Below are 12,269 nucleotides of genomic sequence, written 5' to 3'. Positions count from 1 at the left end.
TCGGTAAATCATGCCCAGTACGATTGGCATCAAAGCGTCACAAATGGTGGCGCTTTTTATTGTCTATTTATAGCTTTTGAACTCTTATCAGTAGGACAAATTTAACTGCTGCTTGCCTTGTAGCGGGGTGTTATCCCATTGCGCAATGGCTTGTTCAAGCATATTTTCTGGGGTATCGATATCGACCTTTGGTTGCTGCAGTAGCGATAGGGCTTCAGCAATAAGTTGACTCGGGTTTGATGTGTCGATTGGTTGAGCAAGGTTCTGCTTAGAGAGTTTTTGGCCGTCAGCATTATTGATCAATGGCAAATGATACCATTGGTCAATAGTGGGTAGGCGGGCTGCTTGCATGATACCGATTTGCGCGGTCGTCATAGGTAGAATATCAAGGCCACGCATGATATGAGTAACCTGCTGTAGACCATCATCGAGGCTGGCCGCCAGTATATAGTTAATCATGCCATCCTGACGACGAGCGACCATATCGCCTAACGTCTGTTGCGGATTATCCCACTGCAATCCCTGAATACCGTCATTGAAGCCAATCCGATAGTCTGGTAGCTGAATACGTAGCTTATGTTGCTGTCTATCAAGGTCAGATGCCACACAGCGACGTGGATAGCGCTGCCGATTTGGCTGTACTTGGTCAATTGATGAAACTTGTTCGTCTAACGATGTCTGGTCGGTCAGCGCAGCTAAGCTAGCACGACTATGGTTTCTACTTATCTCTTCTTGTACCCAGTACTGTTCTAAGTCCTTACGGGAACATTGGCAGCCATAGGTCAACGGCCCTAGGTATGATGATAGATAATCGTTGTAGATATCAATGCGCTCAGACTGATAAATAACATCACCATCCCAATGCAATCCAAGTGCCTCAAGATCCATCAAAATTTGCTCAGTGAACTGTCTATCACAGCGTTCAGTATCGGTATCTTCCATACGCAACAGCCACTTACCACCGATTGATTTGATATGGCAAAAGCTGGCAAGCGCGGTGGTTAGAGAGCCAAGATGTAATTCACCCGTTGGTGAAGGCGCAAAGCGGCCAATGGGCTGTGATAGTGTGGTTTGAGTTGGCATGGTGGTAGGCATTGTTTTCAAAATAAATGGCTGTCTATAAAAAGTAATAAAGATAGAATAATAAATATGAGTATCAAAAGATATTCATTAAATGAGATTGTTTTGTTAGTTGTATCATTATTTTGGCGATTATATTTGTCAGAGTAAAATTAGTAATGCAGCAAAATAGTCACAGTTTAAAATGCAAAAAGCGACCTATTATAAGGTCGCTTCTGCTTACATTTATATCTGTAATATCTGATCTAAGCGCCTTGGTTTTGACGTTCTTTGATTTCAGATAAGGTTTTGCAGTCGATACATTGAGTAGCGGTTGGGCGTGCTTCAAGGCGACGTAATCCAATCTCTACACCACAAGTCTCACAAAATCCATAGTCGTCATTTTCAATTTCTAACATAGATTTGTCGATTTTGCGGATAAGTTTGCGCTCACGGTCACGAGTACGTAATGCCAATGCAAACTCTTCTTCTTGAGTGGCACGGTCATTGATGTCTGGCATGGCGCTTGACTCATCTTGGATGTAGTTTTTGGTACGATCCGCTTCGCCAATCAGTTGGTTTTTCCAATCCAATAAAATAGCCTTAAAGTGCTCCAACTGCGCATCAGACATATACTCTTCGTCTTTGGCCGGCACATAAGGAGTAAATTTAACTTCACTCGGATTCGTGGTCAGGGTGCTCATATGGGTATCCTACTTTTTCAAATTAATTCAATAAAACGACGTATCAAAAGACAAGACGTTATTAATGCTACAAACGCTACAATTTGTCCTTTTATCAAACGTTTCACCACTTGGTAATACAAGTAACACAGCTGATCAAATAATATCGTAGACTTTATATACTGACAGTTATATACCGATTGTTAGATAGATTGTTATATAAACTTCGGTTTTAATAATACTGTCTAAAGCATGCCGTAGGTCATTGATTGTGAAAACTGAGCTTGTGGTTAATGGGCCATCCTAGCTATCGTGCAGTGGCTTCATATTAGATATTGGGCCACCCTTGCTTTATTTCATAAGTTGTATCATTGTTTGTAATAATAATGAAGTGATTTTTTATACTGAATGCATATTTTATTTGTTTATTACTGTGTTTTTTATCAAAAAATATTGGTGAAAGCTATAAGTATAAAGGGCTAAGACTTATACCAGTACCAATAATTCTGGGCATCAAGTATCCAGTCTTTCAACCCAGCTTGCAACTGTTCCATTGTTGGCTAATTGCAACCAGCGATATCCTGGTAATGCATGCTCATCATAAGAAAAATCATCTTCATAGGGTTTGAACTGATAGCAGGTAGATGGCGTGCTATACACCGTGACGCCTTGGCGCAGTCGAACTTGCTCTTGGTGAGTATGGCCACTGATCACCACTTGTAGCTGTTCAAATGGCGCCATATGTTGCCAAAAACTCTCAGTATTTTCTGCCATATGGGTATCAATCCAGCCAGAATCAACTGGAACAATATGATGGTGCAGGGCGATTAATGCAGGCTTATCACAGCTGCTAAGTCTCTCACATAACCAATTGATATCAGTAGGCGTGATCTCGCCTGCGACCTTACCAGAAATGGAGGAGTCTAATAACAACAGCTGCCAGTATTCAGTCTCAATGACATGACGACTTAACAAACGTGAGTCAGCAGGTTGAGCGACAAGCTCTCGCTGGAAAAATGGCAAGTCTTTACCATTCTCGTCCGTCACATCATGATTACCAGCAATACAAGCAAAAGGAATCTGAGTCGCCTGTAATACAGTAAAGATATGATCGTAAATTGAAGACTTTACTCGATTGACCAAGTCACCAGTCACAATAATCAAATCACAGCGAATATCTTCACTAAGTGCCTGCTGGAGCACTGCTTCAAAACTACGCTGACAAGCCATGTCGTCACTATAGGTATTACTCTCATCAACAAAGACAGGCGTCGATAAATGCAAATCAGTAATTTGTAAAATATTTATTGTTTGGTCGGAGGTGCTTAACTTATTGGCAGGATAGTTTGGCATTGGTTCAGTCCCTTATCGAATCACAACAATAATTATTGTTAGCGCGAGTATGGATAAATGAGCTACTATTTTTCACTGGGTATTTATAATTATTATCAATCTACTATAAAAGAGCACAGTGTTTGCCTTGAGCTTACTTTAACTCGAATCAACGATATTTATACTATTAACTAGTAATATCAAAGTTAGAGCCAACTTATAGTAATATTGAACTAAAGTATTCATTATATTAATAAAATAAAGTCGAACAAAAAGATAGCGAAAAACAGTCGTGTTTTATTTATTATAACGTATTTACAGCGACGCTAACTAAAGTTTTATCTTTATTAACTTCGAAAAAATGAGTGCAGTAAAAAATAAAGCAGCTAATATCAAGACGATAGAAAGACCTGTTTGAATATCTAGCCAAATACTGCCCCACACACCAAGTGTCACACCCAGTTGAGCGATTATCAACGCTATAATCACCATTTGTTTTGGTGATGCTGACCATAGACGTGCGGTCAGTGCAGGTAGCACTAATAATCCGCTGATTAATAAACTTCCAACCGCCTGTAGTGCAATCGCACAAAACCCTGCCAGTACACCCATAAAAAACAGTCGTTGCCGTGTTGGATTGATACCTTGAATACGTGCCAATGCTTCATGTGTTGCCAGCTTGATTTGCGCAGGCCAAATATAGATAAGCAGTCCCAAGCCAGCTAGTACGCTACCAGCAAGCAAAGGCAAATCAGCCCAATCAAGGTCTAGCAAATTGCCGAATAAAAACCCGAGCACATTGGCCTGTTGGTCAGTCAATTGGGTTAAGGCTAGCAGGCCTAGGCACAAGAGCGACACTGACACGACTGCCAATACAGCATCCACTGGCAGACGCTCATCATCAATCAAGACCAGTCCCAGAACGACCATGACACTGACTAATGCAACACCGATACCCATTGGCAGTTGCCACCACACCGCTAAAGCCACACCTAACAACGTGCCATGGGCTAAGGCATCAGCGAAAAACGCCATACGCCGCCACAATACTAAGCAACCTAACGGCGCTGATAATAACGCTAATATACTACCAGCGATCCAAGCAGGCGCAATGATGGCTAACCAAGCAGTCATAATGAATGTCCGTAAAAATTTTATAAATAGAGTAAAGCCGTTTTATTTATATGTTTGATATTTTGGCTTTAGTGAGCTGGATTTTGGCGATTTTGAGCTTTGATTACTGACACTACAGTTCGCTTGGCGCATGGTGTTCACAGGCATGAGGCTGATGTACGTATGGCTGCTCATAATGATGACCAAATAGCTTTTGAAACTCAGTACTAATGGCTAGCTCGCTTGGTTGTCCTTCACAGCAAATATGCTTATTCAAACAAATGACGCGGCGGCTGCCTTTCATGACCCAGTGCAAATCATGAGACACCACTAGCATGGCGCAACGTAAGAAATCAGGCAGCTCATCAATGAACTGATATAGCCAAACTTCAGTATCGGGATCGAGCCCCTGCATCGGCTCATCTAGAATAAGCAAGTTAGGTTTGTCTAGTAGCGCTCTGGCCAATAGTACGCGCTGTGTCTCACCACCTGATAGATGCAACATCTGCCGTGACAGTAAATGCGTTAATGATAAGTTATCAAAAATAAACTGCCGCTGCTCAGGGGTTAGACGTTTCTTATCTGCTTGCGCCAACAAGTCGCAAACGCGCAATGGCAATATCGGTGGTACAGCAAATCGCTGCGGTACGTAGCCAAGCTGTAGCGGCTGATGTGCTGTCATAGAGCCATCAGTTGACTCAATTAAACCTAAAATAAGTTTGACTAGCGTTGACTTACCAGCACCATTTGGACCGATAAGGCTGACCGTCTCATTAACAGCAATGTCAATATCAATATGAGAGAGCAGACGTTGAGGCCCAATATGGTAACTGATATTGTTTAAGCTCAATAATTTGTCGGCATTACTCACAGTACTGCTATTCGCAACAGCAGTATTTGACTGATTAGAAGGTAGGGTAGAGGTATTCATAATATGACAACGCATAGGTAAATAGACAATCGACGAATCATGCTTAAAACGTTTACACAAACCATAGTAGCTCTACTGGCAAGCTTGGCAACGACCGCTAAGCTCAATGACACTACGCTCAACCACAAACCCCACATCTTGCTCGGCGAAGCTCATCATTTCCTGAACGGGCAGGCTGCTGCATTCTTGAACCCGTTGACACTGATCGCAGATCAAAAAGGCGGCTGTATGCTGGGCACGAGGATGACAGCAGGGAACATAAGCATTAATAGAGGTTAACTGATGAATCAACCCTTCACTTAGCAAAAATTCTAAACTGCGATAAACCGTTGGCGGCGCGACATTTTTCGGCGCGCTTTTTTTAGTTGTCTTAGTTTCTACCGAAAGTGTTGGTGAGCTCGCTGCTTCTTGAGTATCACTGTCATCAGGTATAGACAGTCGCATTTGCTGCAACTGCGTGATTAGGTCATAAGCGCCAACGGGCTGATCCGCCTCTAAGACCAATTGGTATATCTGCTGACGCAAAGGCGTAAATCGCGCGCCATTTAGACGGCAATGCTCTTTAGCTGCTGCTAAGCGTTCATGAACATCATGCGGAGTCAGATCTTGCACATCATGCAAATGTTCGCAGATCGATGAAGTAATAGACATGGTACAAGCTCCTAAAAATAGCATGGTAATCGCATGACGTTTTTTATGATAGCGTTTTTTATTGTTATAGTATAACATACTAAAATAAGAAATGAGTTAATTGTCTTATAGTAGTCTTGTATATCTACCCTTTTTACAGGAGTGGGGCAAGACACTATTACTCATACGTTCGTTATCCAACAATGCTATCTAACAATAAAAGAGCTTACTATGAACGCTGTTTTTACTTACTCCGTACGTTCGCTTATCACATTACAGCGCTTGCTAATGACAGGATTGATAGTCCTAGGGTCTTTCACACTGAGTGCACAAGCTGCAACGGTCAGTGTTAGTAATTATCCGCTATTCTTGTTAAGTGAAGCAGTAACAGAAGGCGCGCCATCAGCCAATCGACTATTGCAAGCGGGGGAGGTGGGACATCATGGTAGTATCAGCCCAGGTGATATCAAAGCAATCAAAGACAGTAAGTTCGTCGTATGGTTCGGTGAGCCGCTAGAAAACAATCTAGCAGCGAGCTTAAAAACAGCCCCAAATGCCATTGCTTTATTTGAGTTCGATGCATTTAATCGTCATCCATTACGTGATGTAAAGGGCAACGCTATCGCGGGTACACTAGATCCACATATTTGGTTAGATCCTGAAAATGCAAAAGCCATTACCCGTGCATTGGCTGTGATTCATAGTCATGCAAATCCACAATATAAAGACCTATACCAAGCCAACGCGAAAAAATTTGCACAGCAACTAGACAAAGAAGTTACTGCATTGGAGCAACGCTCTATTCAAAGTGCCTCAAAAACACGACCTTATTGGGCTTATCATGATGCGTATCAATATATCGAAGACAGCTTACACTTAACGCTCGTTGGTAGCCTTAGCGTGGATCATCATCTATCACCCAAAGCAAGCCAACTCCGTTGGTTGAATGAGCAACGCCCAGCCAAGCAAATGTGTTTGGTCAGTCCAAGTGAGCCAGCAAAAGGCTTACTTGCGAAGTTACAACCAGTGACGAGTACGGTACAGCCAGAAGATATGAGTAGTAGCGATGACTTTATCAGCGGTTGGCAAAATATGGCCAAACAGATATATCAATGTATCTCGTAATGTAGCCAAAAACAGCAATTTGCTATGATTGTTTGAGTTGGTTGTACAGCTTCGCTTCAAGCACTTATGACAGACTAAATACTATAATAATCTTAGCAAAATGCGTTAGGTGACTGATAAAAGTCATATTTTACTTGCTTAATAGTTACGCTCTACCTATAATAAGTAGCGTTTTATTTTGGCCGAAAGGTAATGCCTGTAGAGTAAGTCATTCACGGATAAAATTATCATAAGTATGATATATTGTCCCAATGCTGTAAGGGCTATAGGAATACCGATGACCAAGCCTGCCAAACGCACGCAAAAAGACAAGATTGGCATCTATATTAAACGACAAGCATGGATACTATTTATCCTTATTATCATTGCTTGGATAGTAGATACTATTTGGTTACATAGTGAGCTTACGATAGCAAAAAGTGCTGCAATTGGTGCGCTACTAAGTTTTATCACTCAAGCAGTATTTGCGTTTTTTATTTTTTGGTACACCGGATATCGCGCGCGCCAACACATCGTTAGCCAGCTATATCGGGGTCAAATGTCAAAATGGTTATTGACCGTGTTTGGTTTTGCACTAATTTTTATTACCGTACAACCCCTATCTGCGCCAGCGCTGTTTATCGGTTTTATGGTAATGCAAATTAGTCACAGTTGGATGTTGTGGCATATACGCTAGCGCTAATAAATGATCGCTAAACAGATGGTTTATTAATAGTACTGGCAAGTCACCCTGCCGTCCAGCTTCTCTATGACTAGTTCGAAAAGTCGAAGCACAACGCTGTCTTAGGATAGCACCAGTGATTATAAAGACCGCACTATGAGTCTCAATGTTAGACGTAGTATGCAGTGAGAGGGTAGGGGTTATTCAACTATCTGTATCGCTGATAATTAGATTACTGATATCTAATTATGGTTAGTGGCTATATTAGCAAGTAAAACTGGTGGCTAACTTATTCATACAGTGGATAAAAAAATCACAATTGACTTTACACGAATACAACGCTGCATTAATATAGGCGGCTAAATATTTTGCTTATAAGCGTTACATTAAGCGCCGATCGTAAAAAACGGTCAGTGAGCAAGCACATATATAATAATTTTGCGTATAAAAATGCAAGGGCTATTACTGAGTTATCATAAGCCCTTTTTTGATAGCTAAAATTTATCTCACGCTATCAAATACTGCATATTAGTAATAGAACTATGGGTTGGATGTTGTTGGTTACATGAGTGATTTAGTACGGTTTATTTGTCTGCTTAATAGCAAGATAGATATAAATACTACACCTCATCAGATGACAACCATATTTTTGGTAGTTGATTAAATCGTTGATTAATAAGAAGCTTACATTATGGCATCCGAGCAAACATCATCAGAATATATCTCTCACCACTTAACGAATTGGACGTATGGCTATCTGCCGGGCGAAGGTTGGAAAGTTGCTCATACTGCTGAAGAAGCAGGGGCAATGGGCTTTAATGCTATCCATCTTGATTCTATGCTATGGTCGATTGGTCTAGGTATCTTATTTTGCGCCGTCTTTTGGATGGTTGCCAAAAAAGTCACTTCAGGCGTGCCAGGAAAAACTCAGGCAGCAGTTGAGATGATCGTTGAGTTTGTTGATAACAACGTTCGTGATTCATACAGTGGTACATCAAAATTGATTGCGCCATTGGCGTTGACCATTTTTGTCTGGATCTTTTTGATGAACTTGATGGATTTAATACCTGTTGATTTCATTCCAGGTATTGCTGGGCAAATCGGTGCCGCTATGGGCCATGATCCACATCATGTTTTCTTTAAGATTGTTCCAACGACTGATCCTAACATCACGCTTGGCATGTCGTTCTCTGTCTTTGCACTGATTATCTTTTATAGCATTAAAGAAAAAGGTTTGGGCGGCTTTATCGGTGAGTTAACACTACATCCGTTTGGCGCCAAAAACCCAATCGTACAAGCGATTTTGATTCCCATCAACTTCATCCTAGAAGCAGTTACTCTAATAGCCAAACCTGTATCACTTGGTTTGCGTCTGTTCGGCAACATGTATGCTGGGGAATTGATTTTCATACTGATTGCTCTAATGCCGTTTTGGATTCAATGGGCGTTATCGGTACCGTGGGCTATCTTCCACATCTTAGTTATTACACTTCAAGCGTTCGTATTCATGATGCTGACGATAGTTTACATGTCGCTTGCATCATCAACTGAACATTAATTAGACATTCAATAGGTAAATGAGGATACATCAATGGATCCAGTATTAGGTGGTTACACAGTTATCGCAGTAGCACTACTTATCGGTCTTGGCGCACTTGGCACAGGTATTGGTTTTGCTATTCTAGGTGGAAAATTCTTAGAAGGCGTTGCGCGTCAACCAGAGCTTGGCTCACAATTGCAAACTCGTATGTTCATCGTAGCAGGTCTTCTTGATGCTATTCCGATGATCGGTGTTGGTATTGCTATGCTATTGTTGTTCGCTAACCCTCTAGCAGGTTAATCCGAAAGCTCAGTTGTAAATGTTTGGTATTCGGAGAATTTCTATCAAATATAGTCAAGATTTGACTACCAAACATGATCAATGAAACTGATTTTTCATTAACAAAGAGGTGATCACGTGAATATCAATTTTACCCTCGTCGGTCAAGCCATTGCTTTTGCAATATTTGTGATTTTTTGCATGAAATTCGTGTGGCCACCACTTATCGGTGCCATCAATGAGCGTCAGCGTAAAATTGCTGAAGGTCTGAATGCCGCAGAGAAAGCAAAAGCAGATTTGGCGACCGCGGAGCAAAATGTCCAGCAGGAACTTGATCTTGCAAAGACCAAGGCTGCCGCTCTAATCGAGCAAGCGAACAAGAGTGCCAATCAGCTCGTCGAAGATGCAAAATCGCAAGCCCAAGCGGAAGGCGAGCGCATTCGTCAACAAGCGCAAGCATCTATCGATCAAGAAATCAATCAAGCGCGTGAATCATTGCGTGCCCAAGTTGCTGAACTGGCTGTACTTGGTGCAGAGAAGATTTTGCAAGACAAAGTCGATGTGCAAAAACATGCCAGTATGTTAGACCAACTGGCGGCGAAGCTGTAATTGTGAGGATATAATGGCTGACTTATCAACCTTAGCACGACCGTACGCTAAAGCCGCGTTTGACTATGCCAACGAAAACGGCGCAGTCAACGAGTGGGAAAACTTCTTACTTGTTGCTAGCACTGTTGTCAATGACAAGTCGTTCAGTACTTGGCTAGACAATCCAGCTGTTTCTGCTGAGCATAAGTCAGCTGCTTTGGTCGATCTTTATGATACGCAAGTAGCTAGCGCTAATGATTCTGCTTTTAAGCAGTTATTAAGCGAAGCTCAAGGGACTAGCCTTGACAGTAACGTAAGCTATCCAAAAGTATCAGTAGCACTTAGTAACTTCGTTAAACAGTTATCAGAACAAGAGCGTCTGGCGCTGCTTCCTGAAGTTTATGAGCATTATCGCCGTCACAAGGCAATAAGCTTAAAGCAGCTTGACGCATATGTGACCTCTGCCTACCCATTGACTGATGAACAGCGTCAAACGCTACAAACGCGTCTTGCTGCCTCGCTAAATGCTAGTGTAGTGATTCACGAATCAGTTGATCCAAGTCTATTGGCAGGCGCTACAATCAAAGTCGGTGATAAAGTCATTGATGATTCGATGCGCGGCAAGTTACAACAGTTAAAAACACAGCTAACTGCCTAATGCCAATCATCAATACAGTCAAATATTGGCTGTATGATTATAAGAGCAATTAAGTCAGTGGGCGGGTTATCATAAATTAAAGGAAACAAGGCAATGCAACAATTGAATCCAGCGGAAATCAGTAACCTGATTAAGCAGCGTATTCAAGACCTTGATGCGGGTGCAACTGCAAAGAATGAAGGCACGATTGTCAAAGTATCTGACGGTATCGTGCAGATTCATGGTCTTGAAGATGCCATGTACGGCGAAATGATTGAGTTTGAAGGCGAAATCTACGGAATGGCTCTAAACTTAGAGCGTGATTCTGTTGGCGCGGTAGTACTTGGTGATTACCTAAAGCTGCAAGAAGGTCAAAAAGCCTATTGTACTGGTCGTATTCTTGAAGTACCAGTAGGTCCTGAGCTGTTAGGCCGTGTTGTTGATGCTTTGGGTAATCCTATTGATGGCAAAGGTCCTATCGATGCCAAGATGACTGATAAAGTCGAAAAAATCGCTCCAGGCGTTATCGACCGTCAATCAGTAGATCAACCAGTAATGACTGGTTATAAAGCCGTTGATACCATGATTCCAATCGGTCGTGGTCAGCGTGAGCTTATCATTGGTGACCGTCAGACTGGTAAAACAGCGATGGCTATCGATGCGATCATCGCACAGAAAGCTTCAGGCATTAAATGTGTATACGTGGCTATCGGACAGAAACGTTCGACTATCGCTAACGTCGTACGTAAGCTTGAGCAAACTGGCGCACTAGAATATACCACTGTTGTGGTTGCTTCAGCATCAGAGCCTGCAGCACTTCAGTATATCGCACCGTACTCAGGTTGTACGATGGGCGAATATTTCCGTGACCGCGGCGAAGATGCACTGATTGTATTTGATGACTTATCAAAGCAAGCAGTCGCTTATCGTCAGATTTCACTACTATTACGTCGTCCGCCAGGTCGTGAAGCTTATCCTGGTGACGTATTCTATTTACACTCACGCCTACTTGAGCGTGCATCACGTGTAAATGCTGATTATGTAGAAAAGTTCACTAACGGTGAAGTGAAAGGTAAAACTGGTTCTTTAACCGCACTACCAATCATTGAAACACAAGCTGGTGACGTATCTGCATTCGTACCAACCAACGTTATTTCGATCACTGATGGTCAGATCTTCCTAGAGTCTAGCTTATTCGCTTCAGGTATCCGTCCAGCAGTAAACGCTGGTATCTCGGTATCTCGTGTTGGTGGTGCTGCTCAGACTAAGATCATCAAAAAGCTATCTGGTGGTATTCGTACCGCTCTAGCTCAGTATCGTGAACTAGCAGCATTCGCTCAGTTCGCATCAGATCTTGATGATGCAACTCGCGAGCAGCTTGATCATGGTGAGCGTGTGACTGAATTGATGAAGCAGAAGCAATATCAGCCGATGTCAATCTCTGAGCAAGCAGCCGTTATCTATGCTTCAAACGAAGGCTTCTTAGCTGACGTACCTGTCGAAAAGATTGGTTCTTTCGAAGAAGCGTACTTGCGTTATATGCATGATGAGCAAAGTGAATTGATGCGTGAGATTGATGACACTGCGAACTACAATGATGATATCGCAGGTCGTTTAAAGTCATCTCTAGAGACCTTTAAACAAAATCACAGTTATTAATTTAACGGGTTAAGCCGAATTGGTTATAACTG

The 12,269-nt window shown here is 42.1% G+C and carries 13 protein-coding genes; 7 read left to right on the top strand and 6 right to left on the bottom strand.

Going from position 1 to position 12,269, the window contains the following annotated elements:
- Positions 1 to 87: 87 nt before the first annotated feature.
- The 6 genes from gluQRS to CXF62_RS04890 all read right to left on the bottom strand — a co-directional run bounded on the left by gluQRS (position 88) and on the right by CXF62_RS04890 (position 5,769).
- Positions 88 to 1,083, bottom strand: a complete 996-nt coding sequence (gluQRS, locus tag CXF62_RS04915) for a tRNA glutamyl-Q(34) synthetase GluQRS (protein ID WP_102093159.1) — start codon at positions 1,081 to 1,083, stop codon at positions 88 to 90.
- A 242-nt stretch (positions 1,084 to 1,325) separates the two neighbouring features.
- The gene (gene dksA / locus CXF62_RS04910) at positions 1,326 to 1,763 is read right to left on the bottom strand and encodes an RNA polymerase-binding protein DksA (protein ID WP_057762021.1); all 438 of its coding nucleotides are present in this window, start codon (positions 1,761 to 1,763) and stop codon (positions 1,326 to 1,328) included.
- Between the two features lie 492 nt (positions 1,764 to 2,255).
- Entirely contained in the window at positions 2,256 to 3,095 is an 840-nt protein-coding gene (locus CXF62_RS04905; RefSeq protein ID WP_102093137.1) for a metallophosphoesterase, read from the bottom strand.
- Between the two features lie 309 nt (positions 3,096 to 3,404).
- On the bottom strand, positions 3,405 to 4,208 hold the full coding sequence (locus tag CXF62_RS04900; protein WP_102093136.1) for a metal ABC transporter permease: 804 nt from the start codon (positions 4,206 to 4,208) through the stop codon (positions 3,405 to 3,407).
- 112 nt (positions 4,209 to 4,320) lie between these two features.
- Positions 4,321 to 5,118: a metal ABC transporter ATP-binding protein gene (locus CXF62_RS04895; RefSeq protein ID WP_102093135.1), complete on the bottom strand. Its 798-nt coding sequence runs from the start codon at positions 5,116 to 5,118 to the stop codon at positions 4,321 to 4,323.
- 72 nt (positions 5,119 to 5,190) lie between these two features.
- On the bottom strand, positions 5,191 to 5,769 hold the full coding sequence (locus CXF62_RS04890) for a Fur family transcriptional regulator (protein ID WP_102092146.1): 579 nt from the start codon (positions 5,767 to 5,769) through the stop codon (positions 5,191 to 5,193).
- Positions 5,770 to 5,979: 210 nt separating this feature from the next.
- Here CXF62_RS04890 and CXF62_RS04885 point away from each other — a divergent pair, with 210 nt between their 5' ends.
- From CXF62_RS04885 to atpA, 7 genes are all read left to right on the top strand, one after another.
- Complete coding sequence (locus tag CXF62_RS04885) at positions 5,980 to 6,873, top strand: metal ABC transporter solute-binding protein, Zn/Mn family (protein WP_102093134.1); 894 nt, start codon at positions 5,980 to 5,982, stop codon at positions 6,871 to 6,873.
- Positions 6,874 to 7,150: 277 nt separating this feature from the next.
- Entirely contained in the window at positions 7,151 to 7,549 is a 399-nt protein-coding gene (locus tag CXF62_RS04880) for an ATP synthase subunit I (protein WP_102093133.1), read from the top strand.
- Between the two features lie 676 nt (positions 7,550 to 8,225).
- Positions 8,226 to 9,092, top strand: a complete 867-nt coding sequence (gene atpB, locus CXF62_RS04875; protein ID WP_101205957.1) for a F0F1 ATP synthase subunit A — start codon at positions 8,226 to 8,228, stop codon at positions 9,090 to 9,092.
- A gap of 33 nt (positions 9,093 to 9,125) precedes the next feature.
- Positions 9,126 to 9,374: a F0F1 ATP synthase subunit C gene (gene atpE / locus CXF62_RS04870; protein ID WP_010197960.1), complete on the top strand. Its 249-nt coding sequence runs from the start codon at positions 9,126 to 9,128 to the stop codon at positions 9,372 to 9,374.
- Positions 9,375 to 9,491: 117 nt separating this feature from the next.
- Positions 9,492 to 9,962 carry a F0F1 ATP synthase subunit B gene (locus tag CXF62_RS04865; RefSeq protein ID WP_101205956.1) on the top strand — a complete coding sequence of 157 codons (471 nt, stop codon included), beginning with the start codon at positions 9,492 to 9,494 and terminating at the stop codon, positions 9,960 to 9,962.
- A 13-nt stretch (positions 9,963 to 9,975) separates the two neighbouring features.
- Positions 9,976 to 10,599 carry a F0F1 ATP synthase subunit delta gene (locus CXF62_RS04860; protein WP_057762004.1) on the top strand — a complete coding sequence of 208 codons (624 nt, stop codon included), beginning with the start codon at positions 9,976 to 9,978 and terminating at the stop codon, positions 10,597 to 10,599.
- A gap of 93 nt (positions 10,600 to 10,692) precedes the next feature.
- Complete coding sequence (atpA, locus tag CXF62_RS04855; protein ID WP_057762002.1) at positions 10,693 to 12,237, top strand: F0F1 ATP synthase subunit alpha; 1,545 nt, start codon at positions 10,693 to 10,695, stop codon at positions 12,235 to 12,237.
- The last annotated feature ends 32 nt before the right edge of the window (positions 12,238 to 12,269 follow it).

The sequence above is a fragment of the Psychrobacter sp. MES7-P7E genome, from assembly GCF_002863645.1.
Lineage (GTDB): Bacteria > Pseudomonadota > Gammaproteobacteria > Pseudomonadales > Moraxellaceae > Psychrobacter.
This window is presented reverse-complemented; position numbering and strand designations above follow the sequence as displayed.